The following is a 19257-nucleotide window of genomic DNA, read 5'->3' on the forward strand; positions in this document are numbered from 1 at the left end:
TTATGTTAGATATATACATTAAAAAAATTATTATTCACCAATTCAGTCCAGCTGATACTGAATTGCTATTATCAGATACAGAGATTGCCATTACACCAAGAATTGACGAGTATTTTCGCAAAAAACTTGCAAAAGTGTTTTCTGACGATGCTAAGAGAGGACAGTTCGAACCTGAAAACGACTTTCTCAGCCATTTAAGTGACGATTTCATGGAATCTTCTAAAAAGGTAGCTCAGCTCTGGAAAGAAGAATTTCTGATCTCTGAAGATCAAAAAACAAATGATCTGGTTTTTATCCAATTTGATAAAGAAGGAGAAGCTTACTTTGCCTTTCTTCGAATTGCCTTAAAAGAAAGTATGGCTCATTTGTCTGATAATCAGGAAAATCCCTACAGCATTACTCAGAATAATTTACCCAGTCCAACACAAGCTCCAGATGAAGCCTTGGTGATTAATTTAAAAGAAAACCATTATTACCTTATTGAAAAAAGGGTTAAACATAATGGTAGCTTCGAAAATTACTTTTCGGAAAATCTTCTTAAGGTAAAACCAGAACAATCTGTCAAAAAATCCATTAAAACCATTGCTCAAACGGCTAAAAAAATAGCTGAAAATTTCAACCAGGATGACTTCGCCTTTCAATCTAAAATGAACTCGGCCATATTTAAAAATTTGGAAGAAGAAGCTGAATTATCTCCAGAAAAATTAGCAAATCAGTTGTTCGACAATAATTTAACTGCTAGACTATCCTTCGTTGATCAAATCAAAGAAACCATACCTGAACCAATTAAAGTCAACGATATTGACCACTCCCGACAAATCAAAAAATTAGAAAGTCAAAAATTATCCCTGTCAAATGGTATTGAACTGACAGTTCCAAATACTGTGTATCAGGACGCAAAGACTGTTGAATTCATAATGAATGATGACGGAACTTATTCTATTTTGATAAAAAATATAGAGGATATTAAAAACAAATAATGTTTAAATTTTTAAAACGCGTCGTCTTTCTTGTATTCCTGATATTTTGTATCTATCAAGTTTATGTTATTCACAAAAATGTTAAAAATGTGATGAAATATAAACCTATGGTCGAAAGGTCATTGGCCGAAAATGATACAAGAGCAAATGTTGACTTAGTTTTAGCAATGATTTACACGGAAACAAAGGGTGGTGAGGTTGATGTCATGCAGTCTAGTGAAAGTAGTACGGGTACAGCTAACACGATTACAGATAGTCAAGCAAGTATTGAACATGGGGTAAAGCTCTTATCACATAACTTAGCTCTAGCTGATAAAGCAGGAGTGGATTCTTGGACAGCAGTACAGGCTTATAATTATGGTACAGCCTATATTGATTATGTTGCCAAAAATGGTGGTGAAAATACTATTGAACTAGCCACTCACTATTCCAAAAATGTAGTGGCACCAAGTCTTGGAAATACCAGTGGGACAACTTATTTTTATTACCATCCCTTAGCCTTGATTTCAGGTGGTAAACTCTATAAAAATGGTGGCAATATTTATTATTCAAGAGAAGTTCATTTTAATCTCTACCTCATTGAGCTAATGTCTCTATTTTAAAAAACAAAAAAATGTGAAATATACTTCTGAAAAATGAAGTATATTTTTGTTCGGAAACTCATTTTATAAGTAAATTAACTTAAAATAATGTTCAATCAATCACAAATAATAAGTTTAAAATGTCTAAAATAATTCTTTTATCACGAAAAAGCCTATAAAATTAATACTTTAGACTAGCTTCATTTAGTAAGTAAGTATAAGCAAAAGACTTGGTGAACCCTTTTTGCTATGTTATAATAGGTTTCTAATTAAAATATTGTGAAAAGAGGAACAAATAGATATGTCAAAAATTGTTGTTGTTGGAACTAATCACGCTGGTACAGCGGCTATTAAAACCATGTTAAGTCAATACGGTTCTGAAAATGAAATCGTAACATTTGATCAAAATTCTAATATATCCTTTCTAGGATGTGGTATGGCACTTTGGATTGGTGAACAAATTGATGGAGCAGAAGGACTTTTCTACTCTAACAAGGAAGAACTTGAGTCAATGGGGGCTAAAGTTTACATGGAATCACCTGTTTTAAATATTGATTACGATCGCAAAGTGGTAAGAGCCCTTGTAAATGGTCAAGAACATGTTGAAAGCTATGATAAATTAATTCTAGCAACTGGATCACAACCAATCATTCCTCCAATCAAAGGCGTTGAGCTTCAAAAAGATTCCCTTGAATTTAAAGCAACTCTAGAGAATTTACAATTTGTGAAGCTTTTCCAAAATTCTGAAGAAGTTATCAAAAAACTAGAAAAACCAGGTATCAACCGTGTAGCTGTAGTAGGTGCAGGTTACATTGGTGTGGAATTAGCAGAAGCTTTCCAAAGAAAAGGCAAGGAAGTTGTCTTGGTAGATATTGCTGACACTTGTATGGGTGGCTATTATGATCGTGATTTCACTGATATGATGAGTAAAAATCTTGAAGATCATGGTATTGAACTTGCATTTGGTCAAGCTGTACAGGCTGTTGAAGGAGATGGCAAGGTTGAGCGCCTTGTTACTGATAAAGCATCCTATGATGTAGATATGGTCATCATGGCAGTAGGCTTCAAGCCTAATACAGGATTAGGTAATGGTCAGTTAGAAACCTTCAAAAATGGTGCTTGGGTTGTTAACAAAAAACAAGAAACAAGTATGAAAGACGTTTATGCTATTGGTGATTGTGCTACTATCTATGACAATTCACGTGATGATATTAACTATATTGCCCTAGCTTCAAATGCTGTTCGTACAGGTATTGTTGCTGCGCATAATGCCTGCGGCTATGAGCTTGAAGGAGCAGGAGTTCAAGGCTCAAACGGTATTTCAATTTACGGCTTGAACATGGTTTCTACAGGTTTAACCTTAGAAAAAGCAAAAGAAGCTGGCTTCAATGCTTTGGAAACTAGCTTTAACGACCTCCAAAAACCTGAATTTATCAAGCATGATAACCATGAAGTAGCTATTAAAATCATCTATGATAAAGATAGCCGTGTTATTTTAGGTTGTCAAATGGTTTCAAGAGAAGATGTCTCAATGGGAATCCACATGTTTTCATTGGCTATCCAAGAAAAAGTAACAATAGAAAAACTTTCATTGATGGATATCTTCTTCTTGCCACACTTTAACAAACCTTATAACTATATCACTATGGCAGCCCTAGCTGCTGAATAATAAGAAAAGAGATAGAGTTTTTCTATCTCTTTTAGTTTGAAGAATTTAATCAGATTTGCTGACCTAAGCTGGCTAAAACTGTCTTATCAAGCTAAAAAAGTGCTCTGAGACTCTTTATAAAGATAAGCTAGCACAAGTTGTTAGGAAGATTCTAAAGTTCCAGAAAAGGAATAAAAAAAAGAAGACAGTGAACTATCTCCTTCTATAAAAATTAATTTTTGACTGCAGAAGCAAATTCTTCTTTGGCAAATGCTTGGTCAATGATTTCTTTTAATTGTTTTGCTGAAGCTTGCATCTTTTGTAATTCAGCATCATGTAGTGGAATGTTTACAGGGCGGACAATACCATAAGCACCTACGATAGCAGGTTGTCCGATGTAACAGTCGCTAACCCCTTCATATTGACCTTCTTGGAAGACAGAAAGTGGTAGAACAGCATTTTCATCATCCAAGATAGCTTTTGTAATACGAGCTAAGGCTACAGCGATACCATAGAAAGTTGCACCTTTTTTGTTGATGATTGAGTAAGCTGCATCACGAACAGAAATAAAGAGGTCAACTAAACCTTGCTCATCGATGTCGCGGTTAGCTTGGAGCCATTCGTAAAGACCAACACCAGCTACATTGGCATGAGACCATACTGCAAATTCTGAGTCTCCGTGCTCTCCCATGATATAAGCATGGACAGAACGTGTGTCAACGCCGATCTTATCTGAAAGGGCTTGACGAAAACGTGCTGAATCAAGAGAAGTACCTGAACCAATAACACGTTCTTTAGGAAATCCTGAGAATTTCCATGTTGAATAAGTTAAGATATCAACTGGATTAGCAGCAACAAGGAAGATTCCGTTAAAGCCAGATGCCACAATTTGAGATACGACTTCTTTATTGATTTTTAGATTTTTTTCAACCAAATCAAGACGTGTTTCACCAGGTTTTTGAGGAGCACCAGCAGTTAAAACTACTAAATCAGCATCATGACAATCAGAGTACTCAGCGGAGTATATTTTTTTAGGGGAGGTAAAGGCAAGTGCGTGTCTTAAATCTTCCGCGTCACCTTCTGTTTTTTCTTTAAATATATCAATTATGCCCAATTCTTGAGCGATGTTTTGTGTTACTAAGGCAAATGCATATGAGGAACCCACGGCACCATCACCGACTAGGATCACTTTTTTATGTTGTTTAGTGGCTGTCATTTCTAAACTTCTCCTTATATTTATTAGGGAATTCATACCCATATAAATTAATTTTAGCATTTTGCTAAAAGTTTGTCACTAAAATCACGGAAAATATGAAAATGGTTTTCCGATAGCGTTTCCATAAGGAAAAAATAAGGAAATTATGATATAATATAATGGAGTTTTGACTAGAAAAGGAGCATTCCTTAAATGCAAGATAGAAATTTAATTGACGTCAATCTGACCAGTGAAATGAAAACGAGCTTTATTGATTATGCCATGAGTGTAATTGTTGCTCGTGCACTGCCAGATGTACGTGACGGATTAAAACCGGTTCATCGTAGAATCTTATATGGGATGAATGAACTAGGGGTTACTCCAGATAAACCGCATAAGAAATCAGCTCGTATTACCGGTGACGTTATGGGTAAATATCACCCCCACGGTGATTCATCAATCTACGAGGCTATGGTTAGGATGGCACAATGGTGGTCCTACCGTCACATGCTTGTAGATGGACATGGTAACTTTGGTTCTATGGACGGAGATGGTGCCGCAGCGCAACGTTATACCGAAGCTCGGATGAGTAAAATTGCTCTTGAAATGCTCAAGGATATCAACAAAAATACTGTTGACTTTCAAGATAACTATGATGGCAGTGAACGTGAGCCTTTAGTCTTACCAGCGCGTTTTCCTAATCTATTAGTCAATGGAGCTACAGGTATTGCAGTTGGTATGGCGACTAATATTCCACCTCACAACTTGGGGGAATCAATCGACGCTGTTAAGTTAGTGATGGAAAATCCTGAGGTTACAACAAGAGATCTAATGGAAGTCATTCCAGGTCCTGATTTTCCAACTGGTGCCCTAGTTATGGGGCGTTCTGGTATTCACAGAGCTTACGATACTGGACGTGGTTCTATTGTTCTACGTTCTAGGACAGAAATTGAAACTGAGAAAAATGGCCGTGAAAGAATTGTGGTCACTGAGTTTCCTTATGGGGTTAATAAAACTAAGGTTCACGAACATATTGTCCGCTTAGCACAGGAAAAAAGAATCGAAGGTATTACCGCAGTACGTGACGAGTCAAACCGTGAAGGTGTGCGCTTTGTCATTGAAGTTCGTCGTGATGCTTCAGCAAATGTCATTTTAAATAATCTCTTCAAATTAACAAGTTTACAAACTAACTTTAGTTTCAATATGCTTGCTATTGAAAATGGGGTTCCAAAAATTCTGTCCTTACGTCAGATTATTGATAACTACATCATTCACCAAAAAGAAGTGATTAAACGTCGGACACAGTTTGACAAGGAAAGGGCAGAAGCTAGGGTTCATATTTTAGAAGGTTTATTAATCGCTCTAGATCACTTGGATGAAGTCATTGCTATCATTCGAAACAGTCAGACAGATGTGATTGCGCAAGCTGAGCTCATGTCTCGCTTTGATCTATCCGAGCGTCAAAGTCAGGCTATCTTAGATATGCGACTTCGTCGATTAACCGGATTGGAAAGAGATAAGATCCAGTCTGAATATGATGATTTATTAGCATTGATTGCTGACTTAACAGATATCTTAGCTAAGCCTGAACGTATTCAAAAGATCATCATTGAAGAGATGGAAGAAATTAAGCGTAAGTACGCTAATCCACGTCGGACAGAACTGATGATTGGTGAGGTTTTATCCTTAGAAGATGAAGACTTGATTGAAGAAGAAGACGTTCTTATCACCTTGTCTAATAAGGGCTATATCAAACGTCTAGCTCAGGATGAATTTAGGGTTCAAAAGCGCGGCGGTAGAGGTGTCCAAGGGACAGGGGTGAATGACGATGATTTTGTACGTGAGTTAGTATCGACAAGCACCCATGATACCCTCTTATTCTTCACCAATCTTGGTCGAGTTTACCGTCTAAAGGCTTACGAAATTCCTGAATATGGTAGAACTGCCAAGGGCTTACCAATCGTTAATCTCTTAAAACTAGATGAATCTGAAACCATCCAAACCATTATTAATGCTAGAAAAGATGAGGTCAAAGACAAGTATTTCTTCTTTACAACTCGTCAAGGTATTGTTAAGCGAACTAGCTCTGCTGACTTTAGTAATATTAGGCAGAACGGCTTAAGAGCATTAACACTTAAAGATGAAGATGAATTGATTAATGTCTTGTTAACCAATGGCAGTGAAGACATTATAATTGGGACTAAATCAGGCTATTCTGTTCGTTTTAATGAAAGTTCAATACGAAATATGGGAAGATCAGCAACAGGTGTCCGAGGCGTTAAATTGCGTGATGGAGACCTCGTTATTGGTGCTTCTCGGATCAATGATGGTCAAGAAGTTCTAATCATTACTGAGAATGGTTACGGGAAACGTACAGCCGCTTCAGAGTATCCAACAAAAGGACGTGGCGGCAAAGGGATAAAAACAGCTAACATTACTGCTAAAAATGGTGAATTAGCTGGTTTAATTACAGTTGCTGGTAATGAAGATATTATGGTTATCACCAATAAAGGTGTTATTATCAGAACTAATGTGGCCAACGTGTCACAAACTGGACGCTCTACCTTGGGCGTTCGCATTATGAGGCTTGATCAAGCTTCTAAGATCGTTAATTTTGCTCTAGTTCAAGCTGTCGAAGAAGAAATGATCGATGAGGTCATGACAGAAGAGCCTAAAGCAATTGCTGACGATAACCTTACAAAAACAAATGAGGAATAATGCATGTCAACTAGAACTAAAAGAAGAAAAAAATCAAGATGGTTAGCGACCTTAAGAAATATTTTTGCAGTCATTCTCCTTGTGGTTGGTCTGGCCTTACTTTTTAATAAGCCTATTAGAAACACACTAATTGCTTGGAATTCCAACAAGTATCAAGTTAACAAAGTATCAAAGAAGAAAATTGAAAAGAACAAAGAAGCTAAAGGTAACTTTGATTTTTCATCCGTAGAAGCAGTTAGTACAGAAGCAGTTATTGAAGCTCAAATGGCTGCGCAGGACCTTCCAGTTATAGGTGGTATCGCCATACCAGAAGTTAGTATTAATCTACCTATTTTTAAAGGGCTTGGAAATACGGAACTTATCTATGGAGCTGGTACCATGAAGGAAAACCAGGTTATGGGTGGCGAAAACAATTATAGCTTGGCTAGCCACCATATCTTTGGCATGGTTGGTTCCTCTAAGATGCTCTTTTCACCTCTTGAAAGAGCAAAAATAGGCATGGCAATATATGTTACGGATAAAGAAAAAATTTATCGTTATGATATTAATAGTGTCAATACAGTTACGCCTGATCGAGTAGACGTTATTAATGACACTGCCGGTTTGAAAGAAATTACTTTGGTTACCTGTACAGATGTGGAAGCGACTGAGCGTATCATTGTAAAAGGTATCCTTAAAAAAGAGTATGACTATAAAGGAGCTCCATCTGAAGTCTTAAAAGCTTTCAAACATTCCTACAACCAAGTTGCCGCTGAATAAGTGAAAACAGGATTTTTTCCTGTTTTTCTATTTTTAAGGAGAAAATTATGAAATTAGATGCTGTCCATCATATTGCTATCATTGTTTCTGATTATGAATTATCAAAAGATTTTTATGTGACTAAACTAGGTTTTGATATTATCCGAGAAAACCATCGACCAGAGCGTCATGATTATAAGTTAGATCTGAAATGTGGAGACATCGAACTGGAAATCTTTGGAAACTCTAAAAGTGATCCCAACTATCAAGCTCCACCTAAAAGGATTGGCAGACCAGACTATAACCGAGAAGCTTGTGGCCTTCGTCATCTTGCCTTTTATGTCCAAGATATTGAAAGCTACATTGAGGAATTAGAAGCTATGGGGATCTATGTGGAACCTTTACGTTATGACGACTATACTGGAAAGAAAATGACATTTTTCTTTGATCCAGATGGCCTACCATTGGAATTACACGAATAACTTTGAAGACCTTTTTCTCAAGTGCTGGGGCAAGCTCCTTGACTTTTGAAACCATATACTTAGATTTTTCCCGAACAATAAGGAGCTAAAAAGAGATGAATATGAAGTTTATCTCCCTGTCTTATTTTGTCTTACTTTTGTAGTCACTTTTAAATCCATTGTAAATTCAAAGCATGATATAATATTAGGGATTGGTTTTTGCAATCAAACTAATAGAAGAAGAGGAAAATAATGTCATTTAAAAAGAAACTTCTAATGGCTGCCTTGGTCTTAGGTTCAGCTATGGCCATACAAAGGACGACTTATGCAACAAGTAATAATGTACAGAGCATTATTGACGAAGCCTATGTTCAGCCTGATTATGTTATGGGATATTCCCTAACTGAAGAGCAAAAGAATCAAACCTTGTCTTTACTCCAATATAATAGTGGAAAAGATACAAGGATTAAAACTTTAAACACAAGTGCCTTTGCGAAAATTATGAATGTAGCAGATGATCCCAGCCTCAGACTCTATTCATCAGTAAAAATAGAAAAATTAGGATCTGGAAAGGTCTTGAAAGTCTCAATTGTAACTCCTGAAAATATTAACAAAGTCACTGAAGACATGTATCGTAATGCAGCAGTTACTCTTGGTATTGCCCATGCTAATATTAGTGTTGCCTCACCAATACCCGTTACAGGTGAATCTGCCCTAGCTGGAATCTATTATTCCCTAGAAGAAAATGGAGCTAAGATCCCTGAAGAAAATAAAGAATTGGCTCAGGAAGAATTAGGAACTTTATCCAATATAAATGAGGCAAACGCTGGTAAAGAAGGTTACGATGCTGACAAATTAAATGTTGCCCTGACAGACATTAAAAAAGCAGTTGCCGAAGGGGGTAAAAACCTTAGTAAAGAAGAAGTGCAAAAAATTGTTACTGATACCCTAGATCATTATCATTTAAAAGACAGCATGTCTTCTGATCAGGTTACTCTAATTGTCAATTTTGCTGTTAATCTTTCAAACAGTGGTGTGATTTCAAATGCTAACTTTACAGATACTTTAAACTCACTCAAAAATAGTATTGTCTCACAAGCAGGAGAAAGCTTTAAAAACATCAATGTCAATTTTGATGCCACTAAGGCAATTGAAAGTGGTAAGGGCATTTGGCAACAAATTGTGGCATTCTTTAAAAATTTAATAGGTTAAAAGAGAAAGGGGATTCCTCTTTCTTTTTTTTGAATTTTTAATAATGAATAAATAATGCGACATTTTTCTATTATTTTTCATAACATTTTCTCATTTTTTGTTGACAAAGCTCTTTTTTAGCACTATACTTAACTGATTAAGTTAAATTAAGCATACTTTATTTAGTGTGTTATTTAGAAAGGAGTATTAGTGAAAAAACTAAATATTAAGATAAGTTTATTAGTTGCCCTTCTCCTTTGTTTACTACCTCTTTATGGCTGTCAAAAGAAGGAGACAAAGACTAATAAAGGCCTCCATATTGTCACGAGTTTCTACCCAGTCTATGCTATGACTAAATATATATCAGGTGATTTAAACGATGTCAAAATGATTCGATCGCGCTCAGGTATCCACTCTTTTGAGCCTTCTGCCAATGATGTAGCAGCAATCTATGATGCTGACGTCTTTCTTTACCATTCCCATACGTTAGAATCATGGGCTGGACACCTAGATGCAAGTAGTCACCATTCAAAGGTTAAGATTATTGAATCATCCAAAGGTTTAAAGCTAGATAAAGTTCAGGGATTAGAGGATATGGAAGTTGGAGATGGTATTGATCCAGCTACACTTTATGATCCTCATACCTGGTCTGACCCATTGCTTGCTGCTGATGAAGCTGATCACATTGCTGATAAATTAGCAACAATTGATGCAAATAACAAAGACTATTATCACAAAAATGCAGATCAGTTTAGAAAAGAAGCCAAGGCTATTTTTGAAGATTATCAGAAAAAATTTAAAAAGGTAAAATCTAAGACCTTTGTAACGCAACATACGGCCTTTTCTTACCTAGCCAAACGCTTTAAGCTAAGACAACTAGGAATAGCAGGCATCTCACCTGAACAAGAGCCTACTGCAAGACAATTAAAAGAAATCCGCGATTTTATTAAGACCTATCATGTCAAAACCATTTTCGTCGAAAAAAATGTTTCTCAGAAAATGGCTAGAACTGTGGCTCAATCAACTGGCGTCAAGTTAAAAACATTGAGTCCACTTGAAGCAGATCCAGAAAATGGAAAGGCCTATTTAGAAAACGTCAAGGAAAACCTTGATATTTTATACAAGGAATTAAAATAATAGGAGGAATACATGAACAACAAAAAAATCATAGGTGCCGGTGCTGCCCTAGTTATAGCAGTCAGCGTATGCAGCTATCAATTAGGGCAATATCAAGCTAAAGCAAAATATGACAATTCTGTTTCTTATGTCCAAAATGGGAAAAAGGGCAAAGTTGATCAAACCAACCTGACTTCTGAAAAATCACCTGATGACATTAGTAAGGAAGAAGGCATCTCAGCTGAGCAAATTGTTATTAAAATTACAGATAAAGGCTATGTTACTTCCCATGGTGATCATTACCATTATTACAATGGGAAGGTTCCTTACAATGCCTTGATCAGTGAAGAATTAATCATGAAAGATCCTAAGTATGTCTTTAACAAGGATGATGTGATCAATGAAGTCAAAGATGGTCATATCATTAAGGTTAAGGGAAAATACTATCTCTATCTGAAAAAAGGTAGTAAAAGAGAAAATGTAAGAACTAAAGCACAAATTGCAGAACAAGCAGCAAAAGGAAGTAGAGAAGCTGCAGCTAGAGGTTCTCATGGCTCTCGCTCTGGAGCAGGCAGTGCTAGCCCTCAACAGTTAAGAGCAGCCAAACTAGAAGGACGTTACACCACAGATGATGGTTATATCTTTAGCCCAAGTGATGTCATTGAAGATACTGGCGATGCCTTTATTGTTCCCCATGGAGATCATTTCCATTACATTCCAAAATCTGACCTTTCAGCAAGTGAATTAGCAGCTGCTCAAGCTTATTGGAACAATAAGTCTAGTGGAAAAGTGTCTAGACCAGACCTAGCAATGGGAGGACATTATTATAATCCTCTTGGTCACTTAAATCCAGCTGTTCACTACCCAATTCCAATAGGTGATTTAAACTCAGCTCACTATGTTATAAGACCTGGACACCCAAATCCTGGTGGAAAAGGTACTGTTGCCTATAGGGATTTATTAAAGAAATTATATGCCTTGCCAAAAAATCAACGCCATGTTGAAAGTGACGGACTTGTCTTTGACCCTGATAAGGTAACGAGATTAACTTCATTTGGCTATGTGGTGCCTCATGGTGATCATTGGCATGTCGTACCAGCAGAAAAATTATCAGCATTAGAAATTCAGTTGGCAAATATGCATCTGAATGGCAATAAACTTTTACCAGGTCATTATCAGCCTGTTGCTAAAAAGACTTCGAAAAAAGCTAAAGCACACGGTGAAAAGCATCGCCCAATCACTCCGAAAGATCAACGAAAAGGCAAACCTAATTCTCAAATCGTTTACAGCCCAGAGGAGATTAGAGAAGCTAAAGCTAAAGGTCATTATACAACCAGTGATGGCTATATCTTCGATGCTAATGATATTACTGGCAGTACAGGAGATGGCTATTTCACACCTCACATGGATCATGAACATTGGATTCCAAAAAATGAATTATCAAAAGAAGAGCAGGCTCAAGCGGAAAAAGTTTTAGCTGAAAAGCAAAAAAATAAAAAATCTAAGTCCTCAAAAGACAATCCTTTAGATAAAAACAAAACAAAACCGATCATTGATGAAAAAAACATGAGTAATGAGGAACTCTTTGAAGCCGTAGAACCAGCTAAAATTGTTCCATTAGAACTAATCCCAAGTAACGCAGCTTATACAGTTGCTGTCAAAGATGGCAGATTAATTATTCCCCATTTAGACCATTATCATAATTTTCCATTGTATTGGTTTGATGGTAAGGTACATAAAGCTCCAGATGGATACACTTTAAAACAACTTTTCGCTACTATCAAATATTATATGAATCATCCAGAAGAAGTTCCTCATAAATCAGGTTGGGGTCATGACAGTGATCATGATAAGAGAGGTGAAGCGGATACAGGTAAAAATTATAATCCAAATGAAGAACCAAGCGCAGAATCTGATGATGACGACGATCACGATCTTTTCTCTCCTAAAGAAGAAGTAGATGAATATGAGCAAAAAATGCAAAAACTAGCAAGTCAATATCAAATGGATAAAAATACTTTCCAAACTAGAATTATCAGAATTGCTATAAAATATGTTGTCAGCGTAGATCAAATGAGCTTTGGTAATCCAATTACTTTCACAGCTAAAGATGGTAAACAAGTCTCTTATAATGTCTCTACTGATCAAATCACTGAGAACTAATCTTTTATGTCTTTGTATGACTTTTGCGCCGTTTCACTAAGAAGGTACAAAAGAAAAAACCACCCGCTATGATATGATACCTCTTAAGTAGACATGGTAAATAACCAAAATCTACTTAAGAGGTATTTTTATGTCTAGAAGAGAAAGATTCAGCCCATACGAGAAAAAAAGCTTGTCTTAATTACATTAATAGTAATCGTTCCAGAGCTGAAATATGCAACAATCTCCATATTTCCATAAGCGCGATTCAAGATTGGGCTACCATCTATAAGAAATATGGGATTTTAGGATTTAACAAGAAAACAAAAAACCGTTCCTATTCAAAAGAATTTAAACTGAAACTTGTTAGAAAATGTATTAATGGAGAAGCTTCATCTGTTGATTTAGGTCATCAGTATAATATTTCTTCAGGGCTTTTAAGAAAGTGGATTAGGATGTCTAATGCCAATAGAGAACTTAAGGATTACAATCCTAAACAGGAGGTTTACATGGCAGAGGCAAGACGTAAAACCACTATTGATGAATGTCAAGAGATAGTTAATTATTGTATTGGACACAATCGTAATTATAAGGAAACAGCGGCGCTTTATAATATTTCTTATCTAAGTGGTGTGCATGAAAAATCAGTCGCACATCTATTTTGTACGACTGACCTTATAAAACAAACACTATTTTAGATATTTAACCTGTCAAGTAGACAGGTTAAATATCATAAGCAGGTGGTTAAGATTTAAAAGTAAGCTATCAGTACAGCAAAGATCAATGCTGGTAGCATATTGGCTACTCTAATCTTTTTGCCAAAGACCAAGTTAAGTCCCACACAGAATATTAAAATGGAACCGACCAGGGAAATATTGGCCAGAGCTGTTATGGTCATATAGGGTTTCAAGAGTCTAGAGAGTGCGGTGATGGTGCCTTGTAAAATAAAAACAGGAATGGCAGAGAAGGCCGCTCCCTTCCCAAGTGAGGAAGTCATAATAACAACAATGATAAAATCCAGTACACTTTTGGTTAGAAGAAGTGAAATATCTCCATTAATACCATCTTGAATTGGGCCAATGATAGCCATTGCACCAATGCTAACAGTTAGAGTTGAGACCACAAAGGCATTAACAAACTCAGAATCAGAGTCTTTATTATTGCCTGTCTTTAATTTTAACCAATGGCCGAGCCTTTCAAAAGCATCTTCAATATTGATAATTTCACCCAAGAGAGCTCCCAAGGACAAACAAGCTACCACAAGCATACTTTGTCCGCTAGCAAGATTATCATGAGAAAGTTTCAACATGCCAGACATGGCACCTGAAATACCAATAAAAAGAACACTAACACCAGTGGCCATACTAATACCGTTTTGATGTCGCTCATTGAGCCGATCTCCAAAGAATTTTCCGATAAAACCTGCAAGAATAATAGCGGCAGTATCAATCAAAGTTCCTAAGCCAAACATATATGCTCCTTTCAGAGGTGAAACCCCAAGCTCTATTATACCTTTAGGAAAGCCCCTGTCAATAAAGAAAGCAGCATTTACCAAACTGTTATAATTTAAAACATTCAGAATATTAATGCAAAATTTTGAATAAAATATAGGGAAGAATTTACTTTGGGCTACAAATGAACTTTCCTCCTTGACTAAAGTCTCCAATTGTTATACCATTTAATTATTAAGTACACTTAATAATTAAATTAGATACTTAAAATTAGAAAATAGGAGCAACTTATGTCAAAGAGCATGAAAAACATTTATCACTTTTTAATAGTTTGTTTAGTGGCTTGTGCTTCTTATTCATGGACAAATCAACCAATAGTAGTGAGATCTCTTGAAAAAACAACCAGTCTAAATCTACCTCAAAATCACTTAGCCATGGGACAGTCTATTATTAGCAGCTCCAAAACAGAGTCAAAAGCAAATCTATCCATAATAAAAAGCCAAGCAGAAAAACCTGGATCTCAAGCTTCTGATAGTTTTATCCATAAAGTTCATTTTATCTTAGTCTTCTTATTAGGTGGTTTAGCTTTGATCTTATTTGGCCTGGCTAAAAATAATCAGAAAAGACCTTACCGGACAGTTTATAAATAGTGACACTCTTTGGGGTGTCTTTTTATGACCAAATCTGAACTGTCTCTGCTTACTATTCTTTGATGCTCTGCCATTTTACCCTAAAAGAAAGTAAAGACCATCAGCAATAACTACTGATGGTTAATGAGATTTTTGTCTCTTCTTTAATCTGTTACTAGCTTATCAATTCTTGGTACATAAAATAGCATTAATATGCCAAAGAGGATGGCTATTCCTCCAACGATACCAAAGTAGCTGATCTCTGTAGTAGACGTGTAAAACTTAACAATCTGGGCGTTGATGGCCTGAGCAGCAGCATTACTTAAAAACCAAATGGACATCATTTGTGCTTTAAAGGCTTTAGGGGCTAGTTGGTTGGTTACAGAAAGACCAATAGGTGAGATGAGCATTTCCCCAACGATAACGATGGCCCAGCTCATAATAAGCCAAAGTGGGCTAACTTTGCTATGAACACCAAATAATACCCCTGGCAACATCATCCAGATGAAGGATAAGCCACTGGCTACCAATCCATAAGCAAACTTCTTAGATGAAGAAGGTTGTTTACTTCCAAGTTTTGACCACATCCAAGCAAAAAAGGGAACGTAGATCATGATAAAGAGGGGATTAATACTTTGGAAGTAGGATGAAGGGAAATTGATATGATGGCCAAATACATTAAAGTAAAGACGAGTTTGGTCATCAGCAAACAGTGCTAATACTACAGACCCTTGCTCTTCAATTGACCAAAATAGGATTGAAGCGATGAAGAGGGGAATATAGGCTAAAACATGTGAGCGTTCTTCCTTGGAAATTTTCTTGCTTTTTAAAATAATTACAAAGTAATAAATAGGAATAACAATAGCAACTATTGTAAAAAAGTTAATGACTAAATCTATGGTTAAAAGCCCAGCTATTTGCAAGACAATGATAAGCAAGGCAAGAAAAAGAGTGCTGATTGCAATCTGAGATATGAGTTTCTTTTTTTCTACTTCAGTCAAAGGATCATTTGGCTTAAAGCTGTCTTTTGATAGGGATTTTTTCCCGTCTTTGACATATTGAACCAATCCTATAAACATCCCAATAGCAGCCAGTGAGAATCCAAGGTGGAAGTTAACTTCTTGTCCTAGGTAACCTACAACAGCTGGTGCGATAAAGGAACCAAAGTTGATTCCGAAGACAAAAATGCTAAAGCCAGCTTCTCTTCGTAAATCATTGTCATCATAGAGGCGGCCGACCATATCAGAAACGTTTGGCTTCAATAGACCAGTTCCTAATATAATTAAAGCGATAGAAACAAAAAGGGCTGTTTTTCCAAATGGCGTCGAAAGAGCAATATGCCCAAGCATAATTAATACACCACCATAAAAAACAGTCTTTTGACTTCCCAAAATCCTGTCACTAACGTAGCCTCCCAAGACAGAAGACAAATAAACTAAGGAGCCATAGATAGCCATAATAGAAGCGGCAGTAGCCTTATCAAATCCAAGGCCTCCTTTTGTAACACTGTAATACATATAATAGAGCAAAATTGCTCGCATCCCATAATATGAGAATCGTTCCCACATCTCAGTAAAAAATAAAGTGGCCAGGCCACGGGGATGACCTAAAAAAGTTTTCGATGAATCACTGTTCATGATTTTCTCCTTATCATAATATAATTATTAGAATACTCCAACATAAAAACCTTGTCAAATGCTTTTAGAAGAAAATTTTCTTAAAGTCATTCATAAGGTCATATGGATTTTTGTCACTTTATTCTTCATCTTTAAATGAATATTTTAAGATGAAAGGTGCAATGATGGTTGAAAGGATAACCACAATCACTAGGGTTGAATAAATATCACTGGAAATTAATCTTTCAGCTAGGCCAATTTGAACAATAATCAGAGCCATTTCTCCCCGACTGACCATACCGCCTCCGATTGTCAGCGAAGCTTTTTTGGAAAAGTCAAAGCCTCTTGCTACTAAATAACCTGGAAGTAATTTACTTAAGATGGCTAATAGGGTAAAGAGGATAATCAAAGGTAGGTTTTTAATAAGGCCTGCTAATTCTAAAGGTAGGGCAATAGAGGCAAAGAAAATGGGGATAAAGAAAACATATGCGAACAAGGACAGTTCGTGTGTGATAGTCTCTGCTTTCTTTGTTTGACCAATAGCTAGACCTGCAAAGAAGGAGCCGATAACAGAACTCATTCCCACCTTAGTAGCGAGTATGGCCATGAGCAAGCAGATTAATAAGGCTAAAAAGCTATCTTTTTCAAAATACTTAATTCTATCTACGTAACTATAAACACCTGGTACAATGTACTTCACAAGAACAACTAAGAAGAGTAGGAATAATATCTGGAATAGGAGTTGAAGGATGAGCTTAATAGGTGAGCTACTACCATTTGAAGTAGATACAAAGAAACTCAAGAGTAAAACGGCTAAGATATCATCAGCAACAGCAGCTCCCAAAATAACAGCTCCAGTATTGGTTTTTACTCTGCGGTATTCTTGCAAGACTTCTACAGTAATAGAAACACTTGTAGCTGCAAAGACAATACCGTAAAAGAGTGATGTTTTCATTTCATAGCCAAGAATCTGAGTTGTCATATAAAACAAGATGACAGGAACTATAACACCACTAATAGCAACAACGAGACTGGGTTTGAGAAATTTTTTTAATAAGGATAAATTGGCTTCCAGTCCAGCTAAAAACATCAATAGGATTACCCCAAGTTCTGATAAGAAATGGATAACCTCTCCACCGTGAATAATATTTAGAACTCCTGGTCCAATAAGAATCCCTACCAGTAGTTGTCCAACAACAGCTGGAATGCCAATTCTTTTTGAACATTGAATTGCTAATAAACTCGAAAAAAGTATAATTGTAATGCTTATAAGGTCGTGCATCGTTCCTCCAAAAGATTTTTATTTTAAGAAAACCATCTTATTATACCATTAATTAGCTCTCTTAAAAAGAATATTAACTGTAGACTTCTTTCTCGAAAAAGTGGAAAAATAGAATAAAAAAACACTGAGAATCTTGTCAAAGTGACATTTTTTCTTGATCATCACCTTTTAGCTGGTCATTTCTCAAAGAAAGCTTATGGCAGCCAAAGATACTAGTAAAGGTGGGGTGCCTTTTTACCCTGGTGAAAGTAGCTGAAATAAGAGGATTTCAGCTACTAAGAAGATGAGAGACTTATGGCTCTCATATAGGCATGGAATTCTTAAAAGGAAGTGGCCTTGCATGCACCAGCTAAGAAGAGTATAAAAAAGATTGAAGAAAAAGTTTTTTCTTCAATCCAGACTGTAGACAAACCCTATTTACTTAGACCAATAGACTAATAAGCTCTGCAGGCTATCAATAAATTTCCTATTTCTGCGAAGCAACCGCGAGTTTATTAAGGCTACCTCCGCATTCTGAAAGAAATCGCTATCGTCCGACAGCACATAAGGAAGGTTTCAAAAAACAACTTTTTCTTCAATCGGAAGCACTTAGGAAACGGTTCTAGTAAGATTAGTTTTTATTTTTTAAAAACTCAATTAGTCGTATTTTATCAAGTCTTGTAAGTTTTCCAATAACTTTCAACTCATCAATTTGGGAGTTGAAGTGGATATTATTAATCGTATCAATCCATGATGGTTTTCTTAGACCGGCTTCTAGCCAGTTAATAATTTTAAAATATTGGGATTGAATGTGCTTTGATTTATTAGCAAATTGACTGGTAACCTTAAAAGCGAAGAGAAATTTTCGATGAGCCCTAGTAATAGAATGGGTCTAGACTTTGAACCGCTTTTATCATGGAAATCTACGCTTGCAATAGCAAGAGAAAAAGGTTCAAAATTTTCCATATTATCCCTCATGTTCTGAAGATTCCTCATCAAAGAAGAAAGCAAGATCTTCAGGATTGTTAAAATCAATTGCTTTTGGTGTTGAATTCTTTAACAAAAGTTCAGTAAGTTGCTGTTCTAATTCTTTATCAGTAGGTGTTTGACGAAGCTCAAAGGGAAGACCTTTTACTTCTTCAGACTTCTTAAGAAACATCACAAAAGCTTCGCCGACAGAAGTTCCTAAAGATTGATAAATCCCTGAAACACTATCTAGTAAATCGGCATCTACACGCTTTTGGAAATTTTTAGTAACCATAAAAGTTCCTCCCATTCAAATAACATGTTTATTGTAATGTTTTTGCATGCCTATGTCAATCTTTAGCATGCCATATAGACTAAAAGTTGGTTCTGATAACCTCTCTTGGGCATCTGGACAAGCCATTATAAAGCAAAAAACCTTATTGAAAGGTTTTTTGCTTTATATAAAATTAGCTTTTATTCCCACTCTACGACGCGTTCAGAAATGCTGATTGTTCAATTGCTATTTCGTATTATTTCATTGTGTAAAACATAAAAAACGGAGTT

At 36.1% G+C, this 19257-nt stretch carries 17 protein-coding genes and 1 pseudogene; 12 read left to right on the top strand and 6 right to left on the bottom strand.

Annotation, left to right across the window (positions count from 1 at the left end):
• Positions 1-2: 2 nt before the first annotated feature.
• The 3 genes from HBN42_RS01290 to nox all read left to right on the top strand — a co-directional run bounded on the left by HBN42_RS01290 (position 3) and on the right by nox (position 3230).
• On the top strand, positions 3-980 hold the full coding sequence (locus HBN42_RS01290) for a nucleoid-associated protein (RefSeq protein WP_165992961.1): 978 nt from the start codon (positions 3-5) through the stop codon (positions 978-980).
• Entirely contained in the window at positions 980-1582 is a 603-nt protein-coding gene (locus HBN42_RS01295; protein WP_165992963.1) for a lysozyme family protein, read from the top strand. Before HBN42_RS01290 ends, HBN42_RS01295 begins: the two co-directional genes overlap by 1 nt.
• A 280-nt stretch (positions 1583-1862) precedes the next feature.
• Complete coding sequence (nox, locus tag HBN42_RS01300; RefSeq protein WP_165992965.1) at positions 1863-3230, top strand: H2O-forming NADH oxidase; 1368 nt, start codon at positions 1863-1865, stop codon at positions 3228-3230.
• A gap of 211 nt (positions 3231-3441) precedes the next feature.
• Here nox and HBN42_RS01305 read toward each other — a convergent pair whose 3' ends face one another.
• Positions 3442-4425, bottom strand: a complete 984-nt coding sequence (locus HBN42_RS01305) for an L-lactate dehydrogenase (protein WP_165992966.1) — start codon at positions 4423-4425, stop codon at positions 3442-3444.
• Positions 4426-4617: 192 nt separating this feature from the next.
• Here HBN42_RS01305 and gyrA point away from each other — a divergent pair, with 192 nt between their 5' ends.
• The 8 genes and pseudogenes from gyrA (at position 4618) to HBN42_RS10045 (ending at position 13468) form a co-directional block, all read left to right on the top strand.
• Positions 4618-7122: a DNA gyrase subunit A gene (gyrA, locus tag HBN42_RS01310; RefSeq protein WP_165992968.1), complete on the top strand. Its 2505-nt coding sequence runs from the start codon at positions 4618-4620 to the stop codon at positions 7120-7122.
• Between the two features lie 3 nt (positions 7123-7125).
• Positions 7126-7881 carry a class A sortase gene (locus HBN42_RS01315; RefSeq protein ID WP_165992970.1) on the top strand — a complete coding sequence of 252 codons (756 nt, stop codon included), beginning with the start codon at positions 7126-7128 and terminating at the stop codon, positions 7879-7881.
• 47 nt (positions 7882-7928) lie between these two features.
• Positions 7929-8342 (top strand): SMU1112c/YaeR family gloxylase I-like metalloprotein, encoded by a 414-nt coding sequence (gene gloA2 / locus HBN42_RS01320; protein ID WP_165992972.1) that lies wholly within the window; start codon positions 7929-7931, stop codon positions 8340-8342.
• A 231-nt stretch (positions 8343-8573) separates the two neighbouring features.
• Positions 8574-9533 carry a DUF1002 domain-containing protein gene (locus HBN42_RS01325; RefSeq protein WP_165992974.1) on the top strand — a complete coding sequence of 320 codons (960 nt, stop codon included), beginning with the start codon at positions 8574-8576 and terminating at the stop codon, positions 9531-9533.
• A 189-nt stretch (positions 9534-9722) separates the two neighbouring features.
• The gene (locus HBN42_RS01330) at positions 9723-10649 is read left to right on the top strand and encodes a metal ABC transporter solute-binding protein, Zn/Mn family (protein ID WP_165992976.1); all 927 of its coding nucleotides are present in this window, start codon (positions 9723-9725) and stop codon (positions 10647-10649) included.
• A gap of 12 nt (positions 10650-10661) precedes the next feature.
• A complete protein-coding gene (locus HBN42_RS01335; protein ID WP_165992978.1) occupies positions 10662-12791 on the top strand; it encodes a pneumococcal-type histidine triad protein in 2130 nt (709 codons plus the stop codon).
• 356 nt (positions 12792-13147) lie between these two features.
• A pseudogene (locus HBN42_RS10040) lies at positions 13148-13210 on the top strand (hypothetical protein); the annotation flags it as partial.
• Positions 13211-13225: 15 nt separating this feature from the next.
• A complete protein-coding gene (locus HBN42_RS10045; protein ID WP_235925321.1) occupies positions 13226-13468 on the top strand; it encodes a hypothetical protein in 243 nt (80 codons plus the stop codon).
• Between the two features lie 53 nt (positions 13469-13521).
• Here HBN42_RS10045 and HBN42_RS01345 read toward each other — a convergent pair whose 3' ends face one another.
• Positions 13522-14241, bottom strand: a complete 720-nt coding sequence (locus tag HBN42_RS01345) for a DUF554 domain-containing protein (protein ID WP_165992980.1) — start codon at positions 14239-14241, stop codon at positions 13522-13524.
• Positions 14242-14511: 270 nt separating this feature from the next.
• Here HBN42_RS01345 and HBN42_RS01350 point away from each other — a divergent pair, with 270 nt between their 5' ends.
• Positions 14512-14871 (top strand): hypothetical protein, encoded by a 360-nt coding sequence (locus tag HBN42_RS01350; protein WP_165992981.1) that lies wholly within the window; start codon positions 14512-14514, stop codon positions 14869-14871.
• 143 nt (positions 14872-15014) lie between these two features.
• Here HBN42_RS01350 and HBN42_RS01355 read toward each other — a convergent pair whose 3' ends face one another.
• The 4 genes from HBN42_RS01355 to HBN42_RS01370 all read right to left on the bottom strand — a co-directional run bounded on the left by HBN42_RS01355 (position 15015) and on the right by HBN42_RS01370 (position 18988).
• Positions 15015-16487: a peptide MFS transporter gene (locus HBN42_RS01355; protein WP_165992982.1), complete on the bottom strand. Its 1473-nt coding sequence runs from the start codon at positions 16485-16487 to the stop codon at positions 15015-15017.
• Positions 16488-16605: 118 nt separating this feature from the next.
• A complete protein-coding gene (locus tag HBN42_RS01360; protein ID WP_165992983.1) occupies positions 16606-17748 on the bottom strand; it encodes a cation:proton antiporter in 1143 nt (380 codons plus the stop codon).
• Positions 17749-18501: 753 nt separating this feature from the next.
• A complete protein-coding gene (locus tag HBN42_RS10050) occupies positions 18502-18693 on the bottom strand; it encodes a hypothetical protein (RefSeq protein WP_235925320.1) in 192 nt (63 codons plus the stop codon).
• A 1-nt stretch (position 18694) separates the two neighbouring features.
• Entirely contained in the window at positions 18695-18988 is a 294-nt protein-coding gene (locus HBN42_RS01370) for a type II toxin-antitoxin system RelB/DinJ family antitoxin (RefSeq protein ID WP_165992984.1), read from the bottom strand.
• Positions 18989-19257: the final 269 nt, after the last annotated feature.

This window comes from Streptococcus catagoni, assembly GCF_011421425.1.
GTDB classification, from domain to species: Bacteria; Bacillota; Bacilli; order Lactobacillales; family Streptococcaceae; genus Streptococcus; species Streptococcus catagoni.

Bases quoted from the DNA above. Each gene is read 5' to 3' on its own strand.
- HBN42_RS01355 (WP_165992982.1), bottom strand. From the start codon at position 16,487: ATGAACAGTGATTCATCGAAAACTTTTTTAGGTCATCCCCGTGGCCTG.
- gyrA (WP_165992968.1), top strand. From the start codon at position 4,618: ATGCAAGATAGAAATTTAATTGACGTCAATCTGACCAGTGAAATGAAA.
- HBN42_RS01305 (WP_165992966.1), bottom strand. From the start codon at position 4,425: ATGACAGCCACTAAACAACATAAAAAAGTGATCCTAGTCGGTGATGGT.
- HBN42_RS10045 (WP_235925321.1), top strand. From the start codon at position 13,226: ATGTCTAATGCCAATAGAGAACTTAAGGATTACAATCCTAAACAGGAG.
- HBN42_RS01345 (WP_165992980.1), bottom strand. From the start codon at position 14,241: ATGTTTGGCTTAGGAACTTTGATTGATACTGCCGCTATTATTCTTGCA.
- HBN42_RS01315 (WP_165992970.1), top strand. From the start codon at position 7,126: ATGTCAACTAGAACTAAAAGAAGAAAAAAATCAAGATGGTTAGCGACC.
- HBN42_RS10050 (WP_235925320.1), bottom strand. From the start codon at position 18,693: ATGGAAAATTTTGAACCTTTTTCTCTTGCTATTGCAAGCGTAGATTTC.
- nox (WP_165992965.1), top strand. From the start codon at position 1,863: ATGTCAAAAATTGTTGTTGTTGGAACTAATCACGCTGGTACAGCGGCT.
- gloA2 (WP_165992972.1), top strand. From the start codon at position 7,929: ATGAAATTAGATGCTGTCCATCATATTGCTATCATTGTTTCTGATTAT.
- HBN42_RS01295 (WP_165992963.1), top strand. From the start codon at position 980: ATGTTTAAATTTTTAAAACGCGTCGTCTTTCTTGTATTCCTGATATTT.
- HBN42_RS01370 (WP_165992984.1), bottom strand. From the start codon at position 18,988: ATGGTTACTAAAAATTTCCAAAAGCGTGTAGATGCCGATTTACTAGAT.
- HBN42_RS01290 (WP_165992961.1), top strand. From the start codon at position 3: ATGTTAGATATATACATTAAAAAAATTATTATTCACCAATTCAGTCCA.
- HBN42_RS01350 (WP_165992981.1), top strand. From the start codon at position 14,512: ATGTCAAAGAGCATGAAAAACATTTATCACTTTTTAATAGTTTGTTTA.
- HBN42_RS01325 (WP_165992974.1), top strand. From the start codon at position 8,574: ATGTCATTTAAAAAGAAACTTCTAATGGCTGCCTTGGTCTTAGGTTCA.
- HBN42_RS01360 (WP_165992983.1), bottom strand. From the start codon at position 17,748: ATGCACGACCTTATAAGCATTACAATTATACTTTTTTCGAGTTTATTA.
- HBN42_RS01335 (WP_165992978.1), top strand. From the start codon at position 10,662: ATGAACAACAAAAAAATCATAGGTGCCGGTGCTGCCCTAGTTATAGCA.